A 21621-nucleotide genomic window follows, 5' to 3' on the forward strand; every position below is an offset into this window, starting at 1 on the left:
TGACGCATGACCCCGGCGGACCTCATCGTCCTGGACCAGGTCAACAAGCGCTACGGCGAGCACCACGTGCTCAGGGACGTGAACCTGAGCGTCCGGCGGGGCGAGGTCGTCGTGATCATCGGCCCGTCCGGAGCCGGCAAGTCGACGCTGTGCCGCGCGATCAACCGGCTGGAGACCATCGACTCCGGCACGATCACCGTGGACGGCACGCCGCTGCCGGCCGAGGGCAAGGCGCTGGCCCGGCTGCGGGCCGAGGTGGGCATGGTCTTCCAGTCCTTCAACCTCTTCGCGCACAAGACCGTCCTGGACAACGTCGTCCTCGGGCAGGTCCACGTGCTGAAGAAGCCGAAGGGCGAGGCCGTGCGCAAGGCCCGCGAGCTGCTCGACCGGGTCGGCATCGGCGGCCAGGCGGCCAAGTTCCCCGCCCAGTTGTCCGGCGGGCAGCAGCAGCGGGTGGCGATCGCCCGCGCGCTGGCCATGGAGCCGAAGGTGATCCTTTTCGACGAGCCGACGTCGGCACTCGACCCGGAGATGGTCAACGAGGTGCTCGAGGTGATGACCTCGCTCGCCCGCGAGGGCATGACCATGGTCGTCGTCACCCATGAGATGGGCTTCGCCCGGCGGGCCGCCGACCGGGTCGTCTTCATGGCCGACGGCGAGATCGTCGAGCAGGACAGCCCCGACGGCTTCTTCGGCGCGCCGAGCAGCGAGCGCGCCCAGTCCTTCCTCGCCAAGATCCTCACTCACTAAGGAGCCCCCCGTGTTTGGAAGATCCCTTTTCGCAGTCTTCGCCGTCATGGCCGCGACCACCGCGTGCGGCGGCGGGTCGGAGTCGTACGCCTCCGTCGTGGACAAGGCCAAGAACGACAAGAAGCTGGTCATCGGGGTGAAGGCGGACCAGCCGGGTCTGGGACTGCGCACTCCGGACGGCGCGTTCGCCGGGTTCGACATCGAGGTCGCCAAATACGTGGCCAGCGAGCTGGGCGTCGACCCCGCGAACATCACGTTCAAGGAGACCGTCTCCGCCAACCGGGAGGCGTTCATCGAGCAGGGCCAGGTGGACCTGGTCGTGGCGACGTACTCGATCACCGACGCCCGCAAGCAGAAGGTGTCCTTCGCCGGGCCGTACTTCGTGGCCGGGCAGGACCTGCTGGTCCGGGCGGACGAGGCGGCGCTGACCGGCCCCGAAGCGCTCAACGGCAAGAAGCTCTGCTCGGTCGCCGGCTCGACCCCGGCGCAGAAGGTCAAGACGGAGTACGCCAAGGAAGTGCAGCTGCAGGAGGAGCGGACGTACTCGGCGTGCGTGGACCGGGTGCTCGGCGGCCAGCTCGACGCCATCACCACCGACAACGTCATCCTGGCCGGCTACGCCGCGCAGCACGCGGGCAAGCTGAAGGTGGTCGGCAAGCCGTTCAGCACCGAGAAGTACGGCATCGGGCTGAAGAAGGACGACACCGCCGGCCGCAAGGCGGTCAACGACGCGCTGCAGAAGATGTTCTCCGACGGCAGCTGGACGAAGGCGCTGCAGGCCAGCGTGGGCGCCTCCGGCTTCGCCCTGCCGCAGGCGCCGCAGCTGGAGCGGTACTGATCCTATGGAGGCGTTGCTCTTCGAACGCGACACCATCCTGGCCGCGTTCTGGATGACGGTACGGCTGACGGCGATCAGCGCGCTCGGCTCCCTGATCCTGGGGACGGTGCTGGCCGCCATGCGGGTCGCCCCGCTGGCCTCCCTGCGCGGGGCCGCGAGCGTCTACGTGTCGGTGGCCCGCAACACGCCGCTCACGCTGGTGCTGCTGTTCACCGGCCTCGGCATCGGCGCCAACTTGGGCGTCGAGCTGTCCGACGACATCGCGACCAACAACTTCTGGCTCGCGGTCATCGGGCTGACCGCCTACACCTCGGCGTTCATCTGCGAGGCGCTGCGCGCCGGCCTCAACACGGTGCCGGTCGGGCAGGCCGAGGCGGCCCGGTCGCTGGGGCTGGGCTTCGTCAAGACGCTGCGGCTGATCACGTTGCCGCAGGCGTTCCGCGCGGTCGTGGCGCCGCTGGGCAGCATCCTCATCGCGCTGACCAAGAACACCACGATCGCGCTGGTGGTGGGCGTCAGCGAGGCGTCCGTGCGGATGCGCGAGATGATCGAGACGTACGGGGACCAGGTGATCGAGATCTTCCTCGGCTTCGCGGCCGGGTTCGTGCTGCTGTGCCTGCCGATGGGGCTGCTGTTCGGCTGGCTGTCGAAGCGGATGGCGGTGGCCCGATGAGCTTCGCCAATCTGTACGAGGCGCCGGGGCCGCGCGGGATCCGCCGCAACCGGCTGCTGGCGGCGGTCGTCGCTCTGGTGCTGCTGGCGGTCGCGTACGTCGTGTACGTGCGCTTCGACCAGAAGGAGCAGTGGGCGGCCGAGAAGTGGCTGCCGCTGCTGAGGGGCGACGTGTGGGCCACGTTCATCCTGCCCGGCCTGGCGGGGACGCTGGGCGCGGCCGTGGCAGGGGTGGTGCTGGCCGGGCTCTTCGGGATCGTGTTCGCGACCGCCCGCATGTCCGACCATCGGTGGATCCGGGTGCCCGCCGCCATGGTGGTGGAGTTCTTCCGCGCCGTCCCGCTGCTGCTGCTGATCTTCTTCGCCTTCTTCGGCTCGTTCGTGCTCATCGGCGTGAACATCTCCGCCTTCGCCGCCGTGGTCTTCGGGCTCACGCTCTACAACGGCTCGGTGATCGCGGAGATCATCCGGGCCGGCGTGCAGAGCCTGCCGAAGGGGCAGCGGGAGGCGGCGTACGCGGTCGGCATGCGCAAGGGGCAGGTCATGCGGCTCGTGCTGCTGCCGCAGGCGCTGCGCGCGATGATGCCCGCCCTGGTCAGCCAGTTCATCGTGCTGCTGAAGGACTCGGCGCTCGGGCTCATCGTCGGCTACGACGAGCTGGTCGACCGCGGGCTGAACGGGATCGCGGCCAACTTCTCCAACGTCATCCCGGCGGCGATCCTCATCGCGGCCATCTTCATCCTGATCAACGTGTCCCTGGATCGGCTGGCCCACCGGCTCGGCGCGGCCTGATCGGGGACAATGATCCCATGGCGCTCACCCCCGATCACTTCACCGGGCCTTTTACCGGCCGTACCATCGCCGGCCTCGCCGAGGACCTCCGCCACGGGCGGGCCACGTCGGCCGAGCTCACCGGGGCGGCGCTCGACGCGATCGCGGCGCTCAACCCGGCGCTCAACGCGTTCGTCACCGTGGACGCGGAGGGCGCCATGGCGGCGGCGCGGCGGGCCGACGACGAGCTCGCCGGTGGGGTGGATCGGGGGCCGCTGCACGGCGTGCCGGTCGCGGTGAAGGACCTCATCATGATCGCCGGGCTGCGGGTGACCATGGGGTCGCGGCATTTCTCCGAGCACGTCCCGGAGGCCGACGCGGCGTGCGTGGCGCGGTTGCGGCAGGCCGGGGCGGTCATCGTGGGCACGACCACGACCCACGAGTTCGCGTACGGGCCGACCGGCGACCGCTCCGCCGGCGGGCCCGCGCGCAACCCGTGGGATCCCGGCCGAATGACGGGCGGTTCCAGCGCAGGCAGCGGGGCGGCCGTCGCGGCTGGCCTGGTGCCGCTCGCGCTCGGCACCGACACGGGCGGCTCCGTCCGCATCCCGGCGGCACTGTGCGGAGTGGCGGGCTTCAAACCTGCGTACGACGCGATCCCCGCGGACGGTGTGTTCCCGCTGTCGCGGACGCTCGACCACGTCGGCGTCCTGGCGGGCAGCGCGGAGGACTGCCTGCTGGCCTACACCTGCCTGACCGGGCCGACCGGTCGCGAGGATGGGGGCGTGCGCGTGGCTTGGCTCGATCCCGACGGCCTCTTCCCCGGCGATCCTCGGGTGGTGCGGACGGTGCACGCGGCGGCCGGTCCGCTGGAGGAAGTGCGCCTGCCCGAGGGCATCGCGGACACGCTGCGGGAGACGTACACGACCATCCAGAGTTGTGAGACGGCGGCCGTGCACGCCGGCCGCCTGGCCACCGCGCCTGAGTTGTTCGACTCCGAGGTGCTCGAACGCCTGCGCGTGGCCGCGGAGGTGCCCGGCTGGCGATACGTCCGCGCCATGGACACCCGGGCCGGGCTCGCCGCTGTCGTGGGCGCGTTGTTCGACCGCCACGACGTGCTGGCGCTGCCGACCGTGCCGATCACCGCCCCGCCGCTGGGCCTGCGCGAGACCGAGATCGACGGCCGACCGGCCGCCGTCCGCGCCGCCCTGCTCGCGCTGACCAGCCCCTGGAACGTGCTGGGCCTGCCCGCACTGACCATCCCGGCCGGTACGGTGGACGGCCTCCCGGTCGGGCTGCAGCTCGTCTGCCCCCTCGGCCGGGAGCCAGTGCTCTTCGAAGCCGCCCGTGCGATCAGGTCAGCCCTGAGGCAGGGTTGAGCGGTACGAGGATAGCGGTGTCCAGGCCGGTCCGATGGCCGATGCGGCAGGCGACGACGACTGGTGGTGGTGGTCAGGACGGTCAAGCCCGGGCGCGGTCCTCACGCTACTCGTTGAGAGCCGTTGCGCCTGGCGGCGGTGCTGCGCAGGATCAGCTTGGCGACCTGTTCCGGGGCGTCGTTCATCGGAACATGCCCGCATCCCGTCAGCTGGACCAGCCGCGCCTCAGGGATCATCGCCATGGCCCGGGCCGCCTGCCGGTCGGGCAGCAGCCGGTCATGCGTCCCCCAAGCGATGGTCACCGGTATGCCGGCGATGGTGCCGTTGAACAGATCCGGAGCCCGTCCAGCGCGCAAGGTCGCCTGGAAGGCCACCGATTGGCGCAACGCGCGCAGGCAGGCCGTCAGGGTGCCGGGCGGGCACCCATCGGCGCTTCCGTACAGAATGCCGGTCAGGGCCACCCGTCCCACGACCGTGCCGGCCATCCGTTCCACGACGGTGTCGGGTAGCCGGGCGAGCTGGCGTGCGGTGGCCAGCACGGCGAAGGCGTAGCGTCGCTCGCCCTCGTTCCAGAATCCGGCCGGCGCCAGCGCGGTGACGCTGCGTACCAGCCCGGCCTGGGCCAGCCGTAGCGCGATCAGGCCGCCCAGCGAATGGCCGACGACATGCGGTTGCCGTACACCGAGCGCTTTGAACACCGCGCCCAGCCCCGACACCATGGTCGGCAGGTCACGCGGCACGTCGGCGGACAGGTCGGGAGACTGTCCGAAACCCGGCAGATCCAGCGTGATCGCCTCGCGTTCGGCTCCGAGCAAAGGAATCATCTGGTCCCAGACATGCCTGTCTTGCCCGATTCCGTGCAGCAAGACCACGGGCTCGCCCGCCCCCTGCCGCTCGTAGGCCACGGTGATCGGAGCCACCCCGTTCGGGCGGCTTCGTACGAAACATGGTGCCTCGGCAGGCGCTGGATCCCGGTCATGATGGCCGTTGGTCACCGGCAGCATCGAACCGGCTTGCCTGCTCGCCTCTACGCAGAGCTCGGCTGCCGTGCGCATCCCGGATTGCAGGACGCCGCCCAGCTTTGTGACGGCGTCGAACCCGTTCGCCACCGTCGGTGGAACCTTCCACATGGCTTCCCGGACCCCCTTGTCACGGTGCGCCTTCTCCATAGGGTACTCGTTTGTCCCTGTTAGGTGACTTGAGCTGGTGGCAATGATCAGAATGATCGGCTGGAGGTGGTGCGGCGGTCCGCTCTAGAAGCATCCTTCTCCAATTTCACTTATGCCCCCGAATCGGACTTACACCCCAAGACTTGACTGATACGGTCCGGCATCATGGCCATCTCCATGGTTTTGGGCACCTGACGTCACCCGCAGTTGACGCCCTCGTCTGTCCCCCGCGGGCTGGCGCGACCCGAGCGTGCCAGGACGATTGCCTTTGGAAGGTTGAAATACCTGCTCTAGGCAGCAAAATCGGCCGCGGATCAGACTTGCGGGCCCCTGCGCGGGGCACGGGTCGAGACGGGGGCGCCGGTGCGGTCGCGGCATGCCGACAGTCTGGGGCGCTGTGCCGGCCCGTCCTCCACGAGTGCTGTCGCCGGCTGGGGAAGTTCCATGGCATGCCACGCAACAGCGATCACCTCGGCCAAGCATGGGAGCCACGGCATTGCCCATCACCACCTCGATCGGGATGTCCATGCGCGAGCAGGCGTCGATCTCGTTGCGCCGGATCGTCAGCCTGGTGGCCGGCCCTGCCGCGCCCTGGGTCGAGCGTGTTCTGCGCAGGCCGTGTGCCAGAGTCCTCACCCGTCTCGCCACGGCACTGCTCAGATCAGCCCAGGCAATGGGCGAGTGCCCCGGCGCCGGCAGTCACACGTGGCGGGTGATCAAAGCCGATGTCAGCATCACCACGCGGCAACGCCAGATGCTGATCGACATCTACAAGTCCTTCCACAAGGAAGACCACGCCAAGGCCGCGCTGGCCAGAGCGGCACATCGGGGCCGGCCTGCCCGGCGCGGCGGCGCTTCACCGCTTGAGCGGCCATACCGCACCAGATACAAGGAGAAATGGCCCATGACCCTCTCCAAAGAAGTCAAGAGGATCGCCGAGTCCAAGCCGTTCTGCGCAGTGGCGGGTGCCGGCGGCTACGCGGCCGACCAGTGGCGCAAGATGCGCTCCCGCAATGTCCCCGCAACCGCCCGCACCCTGCCGAGCAAGACCGCCGAGACCATCACCCGGGACCTGCCCGCCAAGGCTCGCAATTACCTCGACACCGCGGTGGACCGGGTGGCCAAGGTCTACGACGACCTGGCCGTCCGCGGCCGGGAGATCGTCAGCACCTTCAGCCGGGAGGCCGCCCACGAACTCGAGGAGGTCTCGGCGGTGGCGCGGCGGCAGCCCGCCCCGGCGGGCAGAGCCCCAGGCCGCAGGCGGGAATCCGTCGTCAAGCCGTCACCGGCCGGCGCTCCCGTGAGGAAGGGGCGCAAATCGGTGGTGCAGCCATCTCCCATCGGAAGCCCGGCCAAGGAGACCGAGAAGGCCGGCACGTCCCGTACGCGCAGCAAAACCGGCCGCAAGACGTGACCAGGCCATCCGGCCACACGGGCCCGCACCCGCTGGATGGGGTGCGGGCCTTCACTTGCCCAGCCTCCGTTTCCGGCCGCGCAGCGAGCGGGCGAGGAGCGGGCACGGGTCGGGGGCCGTTGTACGGCATTCCGGTCGCGGTGAAAGACCTCATCATGATCGCCGGGCTACGGGTGACCGCTCCGCGTCCGGGCCCGGGCGCAACCCGTGGGATCAGGGCCGTATGACGGGCGGCTCCAGCGCCGGCAGCCGGGGCGGCGGTCGCGGCGGGGCTGGTGCCGCTCGCGCTCGGCACCGACACGGGTGGTTTCGTGCGGATCCCGGCGGCGCTGTGCGGAGTGGCGGGCTTCAACCACCTGGCGGAAGCGGCCGAACGGAGGCCGGTCGGCGGGTTCGGGTGGTTTGGCTCGATCCCGACGGCCTCTTCCCCGGCGATCCTCGGGTGGTGCGGGCCGTGCACGCGGCGGCGGGGCCGCTGGAGGAGGTGCGCGTGCCCGAGAGTGTCGCGGACACGCTGCGGGAGACGTACACGTCCATCCAGAGTTGTGAGACGGCGGCCGTGCACGCCGGCCGCCTGGCCACCGCGCCCGAGTTGTTCGACTCCGAGGTACTCGAACGCCTGCGCGTGGCTAGGGAGGTGCCCGGCTGGCGATACGTCCGCGCCATGGACGCCCGGGCCGGTCTCGCCGGTGCCGTGGAGGCGTTGTTCGACCGCCACGACGTGCTGGCGCTGCCGACCGTGCCGATCACCGCCCCGCCGCTGGGCCTGCGCGAGGCCGAGATCGACGGCCGAAGCCGCCGCGCGCTGAGCCGAAGCCGCCGGGTCAGCGGGGTGCGGCCGCCTCCGCGTGGACGAGGCGCATACCGTCGGGCAACCCCGTGACCGAGGCCGTGCCGTCGTGGCCGATGCTCACCTCGACGTCGTGCCCGGCGACCCGCAACCCGCCCACGGTCAGCGCGCCCAGGACGGCGCCGGACAGCGGGCGCAGCAGCGCCCGTCCCTCGGGCACGTCGGGGTGCAGGCCGAGCGCCGCGTGCGCGATGGTGAGCGCGGCGGCGGCGGACCAGGCCTGGGGGCGGCAGGCGGCGGGATAGGCGACGGGGCGCACCACCCGCTCGCGGGCGTCGCCCGCATACAGCTCCGGCAGCCGGTAACCGAAGGACTCGGCCGCGGCGAGCAGCCCTTCGGCGAGCGTGGCCGCCTCCGCCTCGAAGCCCTCGCCGGCCAGCCCGGCGAGCACGATGGCCGTGTCGTGCGGCCAGACGGATCCGCAGTGGTAGGACAGCGGGCTGAACCCGCCCTCCCCCGACGACATCGTGCGCAGCCCGAAGCCCTCCGCCATGCCGGGCGCCGCCAGCAGCGCGGCGACCTCGGCCGATTCCTTCCTCGACAACAACCCGGTGCCGAGCAGATGCCCGATGTTGCTGGTGAGGGCGTCCACCGGCCGCTTGTCCCGGTCGAGCGCCAGCGCGGGGAAGCGGCCGTGGACGCCCTCCACCCAGAAGACGGCGCGGAACCGCTCGGCCAGGGCTTCGGCGTACTCACGCCACCGGGCGGCGCCGGGCATGCCGAAGGCGTCCAGGAGGGCGGCCCCGTCCAGGGCGGCCCGGTGGGCGTAGCCCTGCACCTCGGCCAGCGCGATCGGCGGCTCGGCCCGGCCGCCGTCGTGGAAGCGCACCGCGTCTCCGGAGTCCTTCCACCCCTGATTGGCCAGGCCCCGGCCGCCGGCGTCGACGTACTCGATGAACCCGTCGCCGTCGGAATCGGCGTGCTCGGCCAGCCAGCCCAAAGCCGCCCGCAGGCCAGGCAGCAGCGCCTCCACCTCCGCGTCCGGCATGCCCCAGCGCCACGCGTCGTGCAGGAGGCTGATCCACAGCGGGGTGGCGTCGATGGTGCCGTAGTAGGCGGCGGGCAGGCGCCGGTCCTGCTCCCCCAGCGTGAACGCGTTCCGCCGTAACTCGTGCATGATCTTCCCCGGCGCCTCGCCGGTGTGCGGGTCCAAGCGCTCGCCCTGGCGGCGGGCCAGCACGCGCAGGGTGCCGGCGGCCAGACGGGTGCCCAGCGGCAGCAGCATCCGGGCCGCCCAGATGCTGTCCCTGCCGAACAACGTCAGGAACCACGGCACCCCGGCGCCGAGGAACGTGTCGCCGGGCGCTCCCGGTTCGGCCAGGCGTAACGAGCGGAGGTCCGCCAGCGCCTGGTCGAGGAGCCGGACGATGCGGCGGTCGGCGGCGGTCACGCGCGGCACGCTCCACTCGAGCGGTCCGGTGGCCGGCACGACGACGGCGGCCGGATCGTGCACGACCAGGCTCCAGCGCAGCGTGACCCGACCCCGCGGGGGCAGGGTGACCTCCCATGTCAGGGACGCGTGCTCCCCCGCCCGTGCCCGTGATCCGTGCCCGGTGACGGTGACCTGGGTCGTCTCCGACCGCCAGGACAGCCGCCCCTCGCCGGCCGGGACGCCGGCCGCCTGTGGGGCGGCACTGGGGGGCTGGGCGGCGGGCGGGACCGCGGGATGGGCGGCGGGCGGGACCGCGGGATGGGTGGCGGGCGGGGTGGCGGTGCGGCCTGATTTGACGTCTTCGATGGCGGCGAAGTCACAGGCCAGCTCGACGATGACCGTGGCGGTCACCGGCACGGAGGCGGTGGAGACGATCTCGATGTGCTCGTCCATCCCGTACGGGCCAAGCTCACGCACCCGGTCCAGCCGCACCGTGGGATCGGCCGTGCGGTCGCCGAGCCAGCGCGCCAGCGACACGAACCGCGTCCGCCCCGCCCCGGCCGGCGCGTGCCCGACGGCCTCCGGTTCCCGTCCGTCGAGCAGGAGCCTGGCCAGCGACAACACCCGACGGTCGGCGCGGAAGAGCCCCTGCACGCCGGCCTGGCGGATCTGACCGTCGGGGCCGCTGAGCGCGCTCGCGGGCGCCATGACCGTACTGACCAGGTCGTGCAGGAGCGGCTGAAGCACGAAGACTCCCCCTCTTGACAGAAGCGTGTCGGCGGTGGAAATTTCGTAACAATCCGCTAATTGGATCGATCAAATCATGCACCGCCGGACTTTGAACGTTCAACCCCCCGAAAGGCGATTCATGGCGGAAAAGGTGACGATCATGGATGTGGCCCGGGCGGCAGGCGTGTCCCGGCAGACGGTGTCGAACACGCTCAACAGCCCCGAGATCGTCCGTGAGGAGACCCGCCGCCACGTGCTGGACGTGATCGAACGGCTCGGCTACCGCGCCAACCAGGCCGCCCGCCAGATGCGGACGGGCCGCTCCCGCCTGATCGCCATCCGCATCGACCCGGGCGGCGACGGCATCAGCGGTTCGGTGCTGGACACGTTCCTGCACGGCCTGACCGAGTCGGCGGCCCGCGCCGGTTACCGGGTCCTGCTCTACACCGCCGCGGACGACCGTTCGGAGATCGCGGCCTTCGAGGACCTGCTCGGCTCGTACGAGCCGGACGCCTTCGTGCTGACGGCCACGCACCATGACGACCTCCGCACCTCCTGGTTATTGGAGCGGGGGTTGCCGTTCGTGGCGTTCGGCCGGCCGTGGAGCGATCTGTGCGCGCGCCATGAACACGGCGCGCGCCATCCGTGGGTGGACGTGGACGGCGCGGCGGGGACCGAGGCGGCCACCCGCCGCCTGCTGGCCGCCGGGCACCGGCGGATCGGCTTCATCGGCTGGCCCCCGGGCTCCGGCGTGGGCGACGACCGGCGGGCGGGATGGGCCCGCACGATGGCCCAGCACGGCCCGGCCCCGGACGGCCCGGCCCTGGACGGACGCAGCCGGGCGAGCGCGGACGCAATGGCCCTCGACGGCCTCAGCCGCGCGGTCGAGGACGGCGTGGAGAGCGGCGAACGCGCGGCCCGGGACCTGCTCGCCGCCGACCCCGGCGTGACCGCCTTGGTGTGCGCGAGCGACTCGCTCGCGCTGGGCGCCCTCAACACCCGGGGCCGGCGGGTCGCCGTGATCGGCTTCGACGACACGCCGGCGGCCAGGGCGGTCGGCCTGACCAGCGTCCGCCAGCCGCTCGCCGAGGCCGCGGCCGCCTGCGTCGAGCTGCTCACCCGCACCCTCGGCCGCGCGGCGGCACCGGCCGAGCACGTGTTGCTCGAGCCGTCCCTCACCGTCAGGCGGTCGGCATGACCCCCTAGCCCCAAGCCCAACGCGAGAACAGGACCCCCCGATGATGCCAAGAACCCGCCGGGCCACGGCGCTCGGCAGCCTCGCCTGCGCCTCCCTCCTCCTGACGTCCTGCGGTGGCCGCGGCTTCGACGACCCGCCCGGCGGGCCCGCACAGCAGACCGCCGGCCCCGTCTCCCTGCAAATCCTCATCGGCTCCTCCGGCGACGCCGAGACCGCCGCCGTCAAGCAGGCGGCCCAGGCTTGGGCCGCCTCCGCCGGCGCCTCGGCCACCGTGACGCCCGCGCAGGACTTACAGCAGCAGCTCGGCCAGGCCTTCGCCGGCGACAACCCGCCCGACGTGTTCTACGTGGACGCCGTCCGCCTCGCCGACTACGCCAGCGTCGGCGCGCTCGAGCCGTACGCCAACAAGATCAGCAACCCGGACGACTTCTACCCCACGCTGCGGACCGCGTTCACCTACAACGGCACGTTCTACTGCGCGCCGAAGGACTTCTCCACCCTGGCCCTGATCGTCAACCAGGACCTGTGGTCCAAGGCCGGGCTCAGCGACGCCGACGTGCCGACGACGTGGGAGCAGCTGACCTCGGTGAGCGAGAAGCTCAAGGCCAAGGGCATCACCCCGCTGGCGCTGGGCGACACGCGCGATCGCATCGGCGCGTTCATGGTCCAGGCCGGCGGCTGGCTCACCAGCGCCGACGGCAAGCAGGCCACCGCCGACAGCCCGCAGAATCTCGCGGCCCTCGAGTACGTACGCTCCCTGCTGTCCGGCGAGCTGGCCCGCTCCCCCAGCCAGCTCGATGCGGGCTGGGGCGGCGAGGCGTTCGGCAAGGGCAAGGCCGCGATGACCATCGAGGGCAACTGGATCAAGGGAGCGCTCAAGGCGGACTTCCCCGACGTCAAGTACACCGCGTACGAGCTGCCCGCAGGCCCCGAGGGCAAGGGCACGCTGTCCTTCACCACCTGCTGGGGCATTGCCGCCAAGAGCCGGCACAAGCAGCAGGCCATCTCGTTCGTCGAAGCGATGACCAAGGCCGACCAGCAGATGGCCTTCGCCAGGGCGTTCGGCGTCATGCCGTCGCGGCAGTCGGCCAAGAGCGCCTACACCGCCGAGTTCCCCGCCGACGCGCCGTTCGTCAACGGCGCCGACTACGCGCAAGGGCCGGTCAACGCCCCGAAGATGGAAAGTGTCCTGGCCGACTTCGACACCGGCCTGCAGCGGCTGACCTCCACCGCGCCCAAGACGCTGCTGCAACGCGTGCAGAAGAACACCCAGGCCGCCCTCGGCACGTCATGACCGCTCGCCGGCCCGGCGCCGCGCGAGAGACCCTCGCCGGCTGGCTGTTCGTGGCCCCGGTCGTGGTGATCCTGGGCCTGTTCATGCTGGCGCCGATTCTCATGGCCATGTGGGTGAGCTTGACCGACTGGAACGGGCAGGGGAGCCCGTTCCGTTCCGGCGTCCCCTTCGTCGGCCTCGACAACTACACCCGGCTGTTCGCCGAGGAGGGGCTGACCCGGCAGGACTTCATGACGAGCGTGCGCAACAACGCCTATTACGTGGTCATCGTGGTGCCCACCCAGACCGTGCTGGCGCTCGGCCTGGCATTGATCGTCAACGCCCGGCTGCTGCGGGGCAGGACGTTCTTCCGCGCGGCGTTCTTCTTCCCGTCGGTCACCAGTTCGGTCGCGATCAGTGTGGTGTTCCTGTTCGTGTTCGCCAATTCGGGGGCGGTCAACGGCCTGCTGGCGTTGTTCGGCGTGGACGGGCCGCAGTGGTTCGCCGATTCACGTGGGGTCTTGCACCTGCTGCTGGGGGCGGTCGGGCTGGCCGATCCGGCCGCGCCGCCGCAGGCGCTGACCGGCGGCGGGCCGTTCGGGCTGTCGTGGTGGGAATGGCTGTCCGGCCCGAGCGTGGCCATGGTGACGATCATCATGCTGGTCGTGTGGACCACGTCGGGGACGTACATGCTCATGTTCCTGGCTGCGCTGCAGGACATCCCCGTGTCGCTGGAGGAGGCCGCCATGCTGGACGGCGCGGGCCGGTGGGGGGTGTTCCGGCACGTGACGCTGCCGATGTTGCGGCCCGCCCTGTTCCTGGTGCTGACGCTGGGGCTGATCGCGACGTGGCAGGTGTTCGACCAGGTCTACGTGATGAGCCAGGGCAATCCCGCCAAGACCACGCTCACCCCGGCGTACCTGTCGTACGAGAGCGCCTTCGGCTCCTTCGAGTACGGCACCGGCACGGCGATCTCGTTCGTGCTGTTCTTCATCATCGTGGTGCTCACGCTGGTCCAGCGGTGGGTCATGAGAGGGAGGGGGTGAGCATGGCCCGCGACCCGCGCACCGGCCCCCGCGCGCTGGCCTCGACCTTCGCCGGCTACTTCGTGCTGGTCTTCTTCGCGCTCGTGTTCCTGTACCCGTTCGTCATCCAGATCGCGACCTCGTTCAAGACCGAGCCGGACGCGGCGGCCCACCCCCTGTCACCCTTCCCCGATCCGGTGTCGCTCGCCGGCTACGAGCGCGTGTTCGCCGGCACCGGCCTGCCGCTGTGGCTGGGCAACTCCGTGCTGGTGACGCTGGTCATCACGGCTGGGCGGGTGCTGCTGGACTCCATGGCCGGGTACGCGCTGGCCCGGCTGCGGTTCGGGGGCCGGCGGGCGCTGTTCTCGGCCATCGTGGCGATCATCGCGGTGCCGGGGGTGGTGCTCTTCATCCCGAAGTTCCTGGTGCTGAACCAGCTCGGCCTGTACGACAGCTACACCGCGCTCATCTTGCCCGTGATCGCGGACGCCACCGGGGTCTTCATCATGAAGCAGTTCTTCGAGTCGATCCCGACGACCGTGGAGGAGGCGGCCCGGGTCGATGGCGCCGGGGTGTTACGCACGTTCTGGTCCGTGGTGCTGCCGATGGCCCGGCCCGCGCTGATCACGCTCACCATCATCTCCTTCCAGGGCTCCTGGAACGAGTTCCCGCACACGCTGGTCGCGGTGCAGAGCCCGGAGTTGTTCACGTTGCCGCGCGGGCTGGCCGACCTGGTGAGCGGGTCGCTGGGCAAGGGCACGCAGTATCCGCTCAAGCTGGGCGCGGCCTTGCTGGCCACGATCCCGGTGGCGGTCGTCTTCGTGGTGTTCCAGCGATACTTCGTGCGCGGCGCCAACGAGGGCGCCGACAAGGGCTGAGCGCCGGCCAGCCCTTGCCGGTGGTCTGCCCGCGCTGGTCAGCTCACCAGCCGGGCGGCCAGACCATGGTCACCGCCGGCGGCGATGAACGTGATGCCGGTACCCCCGGCGACCGGGAACACCGGCATCGGCACGGGCTTGCCGGTGCCGGTCTGGCCGGACTCGTACTGACCCCAGCCGTAGGCTTCGCCGCCGCTCGTCAGCGCCAGCCCGAAAGCGCAACCCGCCGCGACATCCTTGACGTTGGACAGGTTCGGGATGACCTGCGGCTGCGTGACGGCGGAGCCGGTGTGCGCCACCTGGGCATGGGTGTTGTCGCCCCAGGCCCACACCTTGCCGGATCCGTCCACCAGATAGCTCTGCCCGCACCCGGCGGCCAGCGCCTTCACCTGACCGTACGAGCCGATGACCTCCACCGGGCTGTAGGGCCCGGGGACGGATGTGCCTCCGTTGCCGAGCTGGCCATAGTTGTTGGCGCCCCAGGACAGCAGCGTGCCGTTGGCCCGTACCGCCAGCGAGTGGTAGAAGCCGGCGGCGATGTCGTAGACCGGCCCGGTGTCCCTGCCGACAAGGCCCGGCACCTCGATGGGGCTCGGCTTCGCCACGTTGGTGCCGTCGCCGAGCTGACCGCGTGAGTTGGCCCCCCAGGCCAGCACGGTCCAGTAACTGCGCAGCGCCATGCTGTGGAACCAGCCGGCCTCAATGTGGGTGATGTTCCGCAGCCCGTCGACGAGTTGCGGGGTGGAGTACGGGCCGTCGAACGTGCCGAGGCCGAGCTGCCCGAAGTTGTTGACCCCCAGGCCCAGACGTTGCCGGTGGAGGTGCGGGCCAGGCTGAATCCTAAGCCCGCCGCGACCTCCACGACCTGGGACAGGTTCTTGACCTTGACCGGCGCGTTGGTATCGGTGTTGCTGCCGTCGCCGAGCTGGCCGTTGTTGTTCTGGCCCCATGCCCACACGGTGCCGTCGGCGGCGATGGCGAGGGAGTGGGTGAGGCTGCCGGCGACCTCGGTGAATCCCGCCTGCGCCTCGAGCACCTCGTCGGGAACCAGCCGGTCGTCGTCGCTCCCGTTGCCGAGCTGCCCGAAGCTGCCGCGCCCCCAGGCGATGGCATGCGTGGCCGCAGGCGCCGCCTCCGCGGCCGGACCGGCGACCGCCAGTCCGGCCAGGAGGGCCGCCAGGGCCACGAGAACGCGGCCCAACCCCCGCGCGCGACGGCGGCATCCAAGAGTCTTGATGACCAATGTGGTCTCCTGATGGTCTGGGCGCCGTCATCGTGACAGCGCGCATCAACCAAAAGGAGTTCCACACCGTTCCATCGGTTTCGCAGGAGCCCCTCTGCGGCTCAGCGCGGGTAGGCGCCGCCGTCCAGGCTGAGCACTTGGTTGGTGAGGTAGCCGTTACGCAGCACCGCCATGGCCAGGTCGGCCACCTCCTCCGGCCGTCCGAACCGCCCCACGGGCAGGTCGCCAGGCCGGGCCCCGGCCGGCAACATGTCGGTGTCCTCGATCAGCGCGGGCGCCAGGGCGTTCACCGTCACGCCGCGGGCGGCCACCCGCGCGGCCAGGAAATGCACCAGGCCGTGCAGCCCCGCCTTGGAGGCCGCGTAGTGCGGTCCGACGATGCCGCCGGTGAAGCCCGCCACCGACGACATGAACAACACCCGCCCGAACCCGCGCTCGGCCATCCCCGGCAGCGCCCCCTGCGCGAGCAGGAACGGCGCCCGCAGGTTCACCGCCATCGTCCGGTCCCACGTCGCGGCGTCCACCTCGGTGTAGTTCTGCTGGATCGCGTACCCGGCGTTGGCGATCAGCAGGTCCACCGGGCCCAGCGCCTCGGCGGCGGCCGCGAGCAGCAGGGCGGGCGCCTGCGGGTCGGCCAGGTCCCCCGGCAGCGCCACCGCGTCCACGCCGGCCGCCCGCGCCTCGGCCACCAGTTGCTCGGCCGGGGCGGCGCGGGTGCCGTACGTGAAGGCCGTCCTGACCCCGGCGGCGACCAGCCGCCGCCCCAGTGCCTGCCCGATGCCGCCTGACGCTCCGGTCAACACGGCCACCCGGCCATTGAGTTCGATCACAGCGTCAAGTCTTTCCCCGTGTGCTCAGGTGTTACTCGCGGTCCACCTGAAGCGTCTACGGTGCCGCCCATGACGATGCGCAGGTTAATCGCGAGCATGCTGGCCGGGGTCCTGGCCGGCGGTACGGTCGCCGTTGTGCTGATCCAGACACCACCCGCCACGGCGGAGCGTCGCGGCCAGGCCCCCATCGTGATCGGGCACAGGGGCGCCAGCGCGCACCGGCCCGAGCACACCCTCCTGGCCTACGAGGCGGCCATCGCCATGGGCGCCGACTACATCGAGCCCGACCTCGTCTCCACCAAGGACCACGTGCTGGTGGCCCGGCACGAGAACGAGATCTCGGGCACGACCGACGTGGCCACGCGGCCCGAGTTCGCGAGCCGGCGCACCACCAAGACCATCGACAACGCGCAGATCACCGGCTGGTTCACCGAGGACTTCACGCTGGCGGAGCTGAAGACGCTGCGGGCCAAGGAACGCATTCCCGACCTGCGGCCCGACAACACGGCCTTCGACGGGCTGGCGGAGATCCCGACGTTCGAGGAGGTCGTGCTGCTCGCGCTCAAGCACGGCGTCGGCGTCTATCCGGAGACCAAGCACCCGACTTACTTCGACACCCTGGGCCTGTCGCTGGAGGAGCCGCTGCTGGAGGTGCTGAACCGCCACAGCGTGCGCAAGGCCTACATCCAGTCCTTCGAGACGGCGAACCTGCGCGACCTGCGTTCCAAGACCAAGTTGCCGCTGATCCAGCTCATCTCGGCCACCGGCAGGCCTTACGACTGGGTCGCCGCGAACGACCCGCGCACCTACGACGACATGGTCAAGCCGGAAGGCCTGCGTGAGGTGGCCCAGTACGCCGACGGCATCGGCGTGGACACCCGGCGTGTGGTGCCGCTGGACGCCACGGGCAAGACGCTGCCGCCCACGACGATCGTGGCCGACGCCCACCGCAAGAGGCTCGACGTGCACGTCTGGACCGTGCGCAACGAGAACTCCCAGCTCCCGGCCGACTACCGGATGGGGAACCCGGCCAGTCCCGTGTACGCGCGGGCGACCGGCAACGTGATGGGCTGGCTGTCCAGGCTTCTCGAGCTGGGCATCGACGGCGCGTTCTGCGACGACCCCGGCATGGGCCGGGCCGTCGTGACCAAGCGGTCGCTCTAGCCGGTGCGGCGTCGGCGCCGCGCCGATGCCGCCCTCCTGTCCGGGCCGAATGTGATCGCCGCCTGGCCGGCCATGGTCGCGGCCAGCGCGGCGACCGGGCCGGGAGGGGTTACTTCCTTGAAGTGGGCCGGTGCTGACGATCGACCTCCGGGCTCAGCGCACCCTGGCAAGGTTGCCGGCGATCGCGGCAAGCAGGGCATCGCCGCAGGCGGCGGAGTCGTCCGCCGCCCAGCAGACGTAGCCGTCGGGACGGATGAGCAGGACCGCGGCGCCCAGATCGTCGGCGCACGTGGCACGGACGAGGTCGACTCGTGGCGGGAGCCGGAGGTCGGCCGGGACGGTTCCGGCCAGATCCAGCAGGACGGCGTGCCCCGAGCCGAACAGCGCCGGCAGCCGGGTGGGGCCGGCTTCGGTGACCAGGTCGGCGTCCGGCAGGCGCTGTCCGATGAGCGGATGGTCTCCGGACAGCTCGTAGCGCAGCGAGAGGCCGGACATCAGTCCTGCGAGATGGCGGTTGGTGTCGGGCAGCCGCAGCAGGTCGATGAAGATGTCACGCAGGGCGGCCAGGTCCTCGCTCGGGTTCGGAGCCGCCAGGACGCGCTGCGCCGACGTGTGATGCAGGACCTGGGCTCCGACCGGATGCCGTTCGGCGTGGTAACTGTCGAGGAGGCCGCTCGGCGCCCGGTCCTGGACGGTTGCGGCCAGTTTCCACCCGAGGTTGAACGCGTCCTGTATGCCGAGGTTGAGGCCCTGGCCGCCCAGCGGCGGGTGGATGTGTGCGGCGTCGCCCGCGAACAGGACGCGGCCCACGCGGTAGTGCTCCAGTTGCCGAGTGGCGTCGCTGAACCGCGAGGAGTTGTCCACGGCGCCGAGGGTGGTCTCGTGGCCGTACAGGGCCTGGAGCGCGGCAGTGATCTCCTCGGGGGTGATGGGGTTGTCGGTGGCGGTGTCCGTCCGGTCCGCGCGCCCGAAGGTGAACCGGTATCGGTCGCCGCCGAGCGGGACCAGCTACGCGGGTGCGGTGGCCGACGCGGAACACGCGTTCGCGCTGCTGGCGAACGGACTGCTGCAAGGTGCTTGGCACCCCGAGGGAGCAGGACCTTAGAGTGGATCGGTGACCAACGATCAGCACGGCCTGGCGATGACCGGGGCGAGCGCCGCCGCGATCCGGCACTACGATCGGGCGATCGACGAGTTGCTGCACTTCCGGGTGGAGGTCGACGCCGAGGCCAACGCGGCGCTGGCCGAGTCGCCGGACTTCCCGATGGGCAACGTCCTGGCGGCATACCTCGGGCTGCTGACCACCGAGGTGGAGGACGCGCGCACGGCGCGGGTGCGGTTCGGGGCGTTCCGCCGCAGGATCGACGAGTCGTCGCTGCTGCCGCGCGAGCGCGCGCACCTGACGGCCGTGCGGGCGCTGCTCGACGGCGACTTCCTGACCTGCGGGAGGCTGCTGGGCGAGATCGCGCTGGCGCATCCACGCGACGCGCTGGCCCTGGCCGCCGGGCACCAGATCGACTTCTTCACCGGTGACGCCCGCTCGCTCCGCGACCGGATCGGCGGGGCACTCAGCGCGTGGTGCGAGGATGACCCGCATTTCGGGCATCTGCTGGGCATGTACGCCTTCGGCCTCGAGGAGGCCGGGCACTACGACCGCTCCGAGGAGGTCGGGCTGCGGGCGGTCGAGCTCAATGCGCGCGACGTGTGGGGCATCCACGCGGTGGTGCACACCTACGAGATGCAGGGCAGGTTCGGCGACGGGCTGCGCTACCTGGACGCGCGGCTGCCGGACTGGTCGAGCGGGACGTTCTTCAACATCCACACGTGGTGGCACTACTGCCTGTACGCGCTGGAGGCCGGCGACGTGCCGCGGGCGCTGGCGATCTATGACTCGGTGATGGCCGACGGGCAGTCGTGCATGGAGCTGCTCGACGCGGCCGCCCTGCTGTGGCGACTCCATCTGGAGGGATGGGTCCAGCACGAGCGCTGGCGGGCGCTGGCCGACGCGTGGCCCGTGCGGGTGGCTGAGCCGTTCTACGCCTTCAACGACATGCACGCGGTCATGTCGTACGTGGGCGCCGGGCGGGTGGGGGACGCGGAGAAGCTGATCGCCTCGCGGGAGGCCTACGTGCTGGCGCCGCTGCCCGGGGTGACCAACCAGGACATGACGCTACGGGTGGGGCTGCCGGTGTGCCGGGCGATCGTGGCGTTCGGGCGGGGCGATTACGCGTCAGTGGTGGATCTGCTGTATCCGATCCGGCATCGGATCAACGAGTTCGGCGGCAGCCACGCGCAGCGCGACGCCGTGCAGAAGACGTTGCTGGAGGCGGCGCTGAGGGCCGGGGCGCGGGAGGTGGCGCGGGTGCTGGTGAGCGAGCGAATCAACGTGCGGCCGTGCAGTCCGTACAACTGGCTCAAGCAGGCGGCGCTCGCCGACGTCCTGGGCGACCGGGCCGCCGCGGCGGCCGCCCGGCTGCGGGCCGGGGAGCTTGTGCGCGCCGTCTGAGGCGTGGATGTCGCCGCGGCGCATGTGGCACGTCGCGTTCCGTGAGAAGATCGAGATCATGATCGGTCTGCTGCCAGGCTCAGGCCGTCGTGATCGCCATGCTCTCGCGACGGCCGCCCCCCTGATCCTCGTGCCGCGTTCGCGGATGCCCATCCGTATCAGCGTCCCGCCCTTCGACACCACGCCAGATCGTGCGGCATGTTCGCGCGCCATGGCCGGGTTCACGCGCGCGGGCGCCGGCCCGGTCGCATGCTGACCATGCATCGAGGAGACCGCACGGAACCGACCCCCACCACGGCGCTTCCTCCCGGCGTGACCAGCGCCGGTCAGCTCCCACCGCCTCTTGGTCAGCCCTCTGTTCCGGATGTGCCGGTGGCGGGGAAGGTGCCGCCCGCGTCCGGCGCGACGGAGGCGGGGCAGATCCCACCGCCCACGTCCGACGGGACAGAGGCGGGGCAGATCCCACCGCCCACGTCCGATATGACGGGGGCCGGGCGGGTTCCACCGCCTCCATCCGGTGTGACCAGCGTCGGGCAGCTGCCCGGTCTGCGACCTCGCCGGCGGCCCCGGGACGGAGGCGAGGCGGCCGGTGGCGACGTCGACCTGGTCGACGCGCTGGACCCGCTGGCCTGGCGCACGGTGGCCGCCTGGCTGCACGTCAAGCCCTCCGCGGCCACGCGGCAGGTCGGTCTGCAGGTGCTGGCGTCGTTCCTGCGCTGGCTGCGCGAGGAGGAGCCGGCGCTCGAACTCCTCGCCGTCACCGGAGCCCATCTGGACGCCTACTGCGAGATGGCCCGGACCGGCGCGCTCACCCGCACGCCGTCCCGGAGGCCGCTGGCGAGCAGGACGGTGGCCAGGAAACGTTCCGTCCTGCTGTCCTTCTACACCTTCGCCTGGCAGTGCGGCGTGGTACGGCACAACCAGGTCCCCGGCCGGCGGGTGACCACGAACCGCCGGCTCGCCGGCACGCGTACGCTCACCAGGGAAGAACGCCGGCAGCTGCGCCAAGGCGTCGCGCGCCTGGCCGCCGACGGCCGCACGGCCGAGGCCGCCGCGGTCGCGCTGCTGGAGCTCACCGGCGCCACCGTGGACGCGCTGGCCGGCCTGACCCGGCAGGACGTCCACAGCGTGGACGACGGCGCCGGCAGCCGGCCCGCGGTGATCACCGTGCATCATGGCCGGGACGACGTCGTCGCCTTCCCCGTCTCGCCGCTGGCCCGCCCCCTGCTGCGCGTGTTGTGCGCCAGCCGCCCCGCCGGCGAGCCGCTGATCAGGCGATCGGATGGCCGTCCTGTGGACCTCGACTGGCTCAGGGGCGCGCTCGCCGACGCGGCACTGGCCGGCGGGGTCCCGGAGCAGCGGGCCCGCGACCTGCACCCGCACATGCTGCGCGCCGCCACCGTCACCGACCTCCTGGAAGACGCCGAGGCCATGCCGCCTCCGCGACCACGCCCCTGACCTGCACCGCCCTGTCCTGACCGCACCCCCACACCGGAGCGGGTGGGGCGGTTCAGGGTTGGGCGGGCCCAGGATTGTCGGGGGTGACCGGTAGTGTTTCGG

20 protein-coding genes and 1 pseudogene are annotated in these 21621 nt (G+C 71.3%); 15 read left to right on the forward strand and 6 right to left on the reverse strand.

All coding sequences use genetic code 11. The annotated features are described in order from the left end of the window. Positions 1–6 precede the first annotated feature (6 nt). From OHA25_RS42020 to OHA25_RS42040, 5 genes are read left to right on the forward strand one after another with little or no spacing between them, the layout of a single operon-like run. Positions 7–750 carry an amino acid ABC transporter ATP-binding protein gene (locus OHA25_RS42020; protein ID WP_327582479.1) on the forward strand — a complete coding sequence of 248 codons (744 nt, stop codon included), beginning with the start codon at positions 7–9 and terminating at the stop codon, positions 748–750. A 10-nt stretch (positions 751–760) separates the two neighbouring features. Next, entirely contained in the window at positions 761–1588 is an 828-nt protein-coding gene (locus OHA25_RS42025) for a glutamate ABC transporter substrate-binding protein (RefSeq protein ID WP_327582480.1), read from the forward strand. 4 nt (positions 1589–1592) lie between these two features. Next, positions 1593–2261 carry an amino acid ABC transporter permease gene (locus OHA25_RS42030; RefSeq protein WP_327582481.1) on the forward strand — a complete coding sequence of 223 codons (669 nt, stop codon included), beginning with the start codon at positions 1593–1595 and terminating at the stop codon, positions 2259–2261. Then, positions 2258–3052: an amino acid ABC transporter permease gene (locus OHA25_RS42035; RefSeq protein WP_327582482.1), complete on the forward strand. Its 795-nt coding sequence runs from the start codon at positions 2258–2260 to the stop codon at positions 3050–3052. The genes OHA25_RS42030 and OHA25_RS42035 overlap by 4 nt, the downstream gene beginning before the upstream one ends. A gap of 17 nt (positions 3053–3069) precedes the next feature. Continuing rightward, the gene (locus OHA25_RS42040; RefSeq protein WP_327582483.1) at positions 3070–4410 is read left to right on the forward strand and encodes an amidase; all 1341 of its coding nucleotides are present in this window, start codon (positions 3070–3072) and stop codon (positions 4408–4410) included. 101 nt (positions 4411–4511) lie between these two features. Here the strand turns inward: OHA25_RS42040 and OHA25_RS42045 are convergent, their stop codons facing one another. Next, positions 4512–5330 carry an alpha/beta fold hydrolase gene (locus OHA25_RS42045; RefSeq protein WP_327582484.1) on the reverse strand — a complete coding sequence of 273 codons (819 nt, stop codon included), beginning with the start codon at positions 5328–5330 and terminating at the stop codon, positions 4512–4514. Positions 5331–6075: 745 nt separating this feature from the next. Here OHA25_RS42045 and OHA25_RS42050 point away from each other — a divergent pair. Together OHA25_RS42050 and OHA25_RS42055 are read left to right on the forward strand one after the other, a co-directional pair. Next, positions 6076–6993 carry a hypothetical protein gene (locus OHA25_RS42050; RefSeq protein ID WP_327582485.1) on the forward strand — a complete coding sequence of 306 codons (918 nt, stop codon included), beginning with the start codon at positions 6076–6078 and terminating at the stop codon, positions 6991–6993. 397 nt (positions 6994–7390) lie between these two features. Then, positions 7391–7876: a hypothetical protein gene (locus OHA25_RS42055; RefSeq protein WP_327591230.1), complete on the forward strand. Its 486-nt coding sequence runs from the start codon at positions 7391–7393 to the stop codon at positions 7874–7876. Here OHA25_RS42055 and OHA25_RS42060 read toward each other — a convergent pair. Next, on the reverse strand, positions 7818–9962 hold the full coding sequence (locus OHA25_RS42060) for an amylo-alpha-1,6-glucosidase (protein WP_327582486.1): 2145 nt from the start codon (positions 9960–9962) through the stop codon (positions 7818–7820). The two genes, OHA25_RS42055 and OHA25_RS42060, sit on opposite strands and share 59 nt — an antisense overlap. Before the next feature lie 121 nt (positions 9963–10083). Here OHA25_RS42060 and OHA25_RS42065 point away from each other — a divergent pair, with 121 nt between their 5' ends. The 4 genes from OHA25_RS42065 to OHA25_RS42080 are packed head-to-tail and all read left to right on the forward strand — an operon-like array spanning position 10084 to position 14318. Next, complete coding sequence (locus OHA25_RS42065) at positions 10084–11142, forward strand: LacI family DNA-binding transcriptional regulator (protein ID WP_327582487.1); 1059 nt, start codon at positions 10084–10086, stop codon at positions 11140–11142. 40 nt (positions 11143–11182) lie between these two features. Then, complete coding sequence (locus OHA25_RS42070; RefSeq protein ID WP_327582488.1) at positions 11183–12436, forward strand: sugar ABC transporter substrate-binding protein; 1254 nt, start codon at positions 11183–11185, stop codon at positions 12434–12436. Continuing rightward, entirely contained in the window at positions 12433–13461 is a 1029-nt protein-coding gene (locus tag OHA25_RS42075) for a carbohydrate ABC transporter permease (protein WP_327582489.1), read from the forward strand. The genes OHA25_RS42070 and OHA25_RS42075 overlap by 4 nt, the downstream gene beginning before the upstream one ends. A 2-nt stretch (positions 13462–13463) precedes the next feature. After that, complete coding sequence (locus OHA25_RS42080) at positions 13464–14318, forward strand: carbohydrate ABC transporter permease (protein WP_327582490.1); 855 nt, start codon at positions 13464–13466, stop codon at positions 14316–14318. Positions 14319–14356: 38 nt separating this feature from the next. Here the strand turns inward: OHA25_RS42080 and OHA25_RS42085 are convergent, their stop codons facing one another. The 3 genes and pseudogenes from OHA25_RS42085 to OHA25_RS42095 all read right to left on the reverse strand — a co-directional run bounded on the left by OHA25_RS42085 (position 14357) and on the right by OHA25_RS42095 (position 16391). Continuing rightward, positions 14357–15157, reverse strand: a complete 801-nt coding sequence (locus OHA25_RS42085; RefSeq protein ID WP_442942230.1) for an RCC1 domain-containing protein — start codon at positions 15155–15157, stop codon at positions 14357–14359. After that, positions 15136–15504 (reverse strand): annotated as a pseudogene (locus OHA25_RS61640) (RCC1 domain-containing protein); the annotation flags it as partial. The pseudogene OHA25_RS61640 and the gene OHA25_RS42085, both read right to left, overlap by 22 nt. A gap of 158 nt (positions 15505–15662) precedes the next feature. Beyond that, positions 15663–16391, reverse strand: a complete 729-nt coding sequence (locus OHA25_RS42095; protein ID WP_327582493.1) for an SDR family NAD(P)-dependent oxidoreductase — start codon at positions 16389–16391, stop codon at positions 15663–15665. A gap of 69 nt (positions 16392–16460) precedes the next feature. Here OHA25_RS42095 and OHA25_RS42100 point away from each other — a divergent pair, with 69 nt between their 5' ends. Continuing rightward, on the forward strand, positions 16461–17555 hold the full coding sequence (locus tag OHA25_RS42100) for a glycerophosphodiester phosphodiesterase (protein WP_327582494.1): 1095 nt from the start codon (positions 16461–16463) through the stop codon (positions 17553–17555). A gap of 153 nt (positions 17556–17708) precedes the next feature. Here the strand turns inward: OHA25_RS42100 and OHA25_RS42105 are convergent, their stop codons facing one another. Further along, positions 17709–18563 carry an FAD-dependent monooxygenase gene (locus OHA25_RS42105; protein WP_442942231.1) on the reverse strand — a complete coding sequence of 285 codons (855 nt, stop codon included), beginning with the start codon at positions 18561–18563 and terminating at the stop codon, positions 17709–17711. Between the two features lie 106 nt (positions 18564–18669). Here OHA25_RS42105 and OHA25_RS42115 point away from each other — a divergent pair, with 106 nt between their 5' ends. The 3 genes from OHA25_RS42115 (at position 18670) to OHA25_RS42125 (ending at position 21519) form a co-directional block, all read left to right on the forward strand. Continuing rightward, positions 18670–20061 carry a tetratricopeptide repeat protein gene (locus OHA25_RS42115; protein ID WP_327582496.1) on the forward strand — a complete coding sequence of 464 codons (1392 nt, stop codon included), beginning with the start codon at positions 18670–18672 and terminating at the stop codon, positions 20059–20061. Between the two features lie 22 nt (positions 20062–20083). Further along, a complete protein-coding gene (locus OHA25_RS42120; RefSeq protein WP_327582497.1) occupies positions 20084–20317 on the forward strand; it encodes a hypothetical protein in 234 nt (77 codons plus the stop codon). Positions 20318–20580: 263 nt separating this feature from the next. After that, entirely contained in the window at positions 20581–21519 is a 939-nt protein-coding gene (locus OHA25_RS42125) for a hypothetical protein (RefSeq protein ID WP_327582498.1), read from the forward strand. Positions 21520–21621 lie beyond the last annotated feature (102 nt).

This window comes from Nonomuraea sp. NBC_00507 (assembly GCF_036013525.1).
GTDB lineage: Bacteria > Actinomycetota > Actinomycetes > Streptosporangiales > Streptosporangiaceae > Nonomuraea.

Coding starts and splice junctions, on each gene's coding strand:
- OHA25_RS42020 (WP_327582479.1), top strand. CDS start 7: ATGACCCCGGCGGACCTCATCGTCCTGGACCAGGTCAACAAGCGCTAC.
- OHA25_RS42030 (WP_327582481.1), top strand. CDS start 1,593: ATGGAGGCGTTGCTCTTCGAACGCGACACCATCCTGGCCGCGTTCTGG.
- OHA25_RS42035 (WP_327582482.1), top strand. CDS start 2,258: ATGAGCTTCGCCAATCTGTACGAGGCGCCGGGGCCGCGCGGGATCCGC.
- OHA25_RS42040 (WP_327582483.1), top strand. CDS start 3,070: ATGGCGCTCACCCCCGATCACTTCACCGGGCCTTTTACCGGCCGTACC.
- OHA25_RS42065 (WP_327582487.1), top strand. CDS start 10,084: ATGGCGGAAAAGGTGACGATCATGGATGTGGCCCGGGCGGCAGGCGTG.
- OHA25_RS42070 (WP_327582488.1), top strand. CDS start 11,183: ATGATGCCAAGAACCCGCCGGGCCACGGCGCTCGGCAGCCTCGCCTGC.
- OHA25_RS42075 (WP_327582489.1), top strand. CDS start 12,433: ATGACCGCTCGCCGGCCCGGCGCCGCGCGAGAGACCCTCGCCGGCTGG.
- OHA25_RS42080 (WP_327582490.1), top strand. CDS start 13,464: ATGGCCCGCGACCCGCGCACCGGCCCCCGCGCGCTGGCCTCGACCTTC.
- OHA25_RS42100 (WP_327582494.1), top strand. CDS start 16,461: ATGACGATGCGCAGGTTAATCGCGAGCATGCTGGCCGGGGTCCTGGCC.
- OHA25_RS42120 (WP_327582497.1), top strand. CDS start 20,084: ATGTGGCACGTCGCGTTCCGTGAGAAGATCGAGATCATGATCGGTCTG.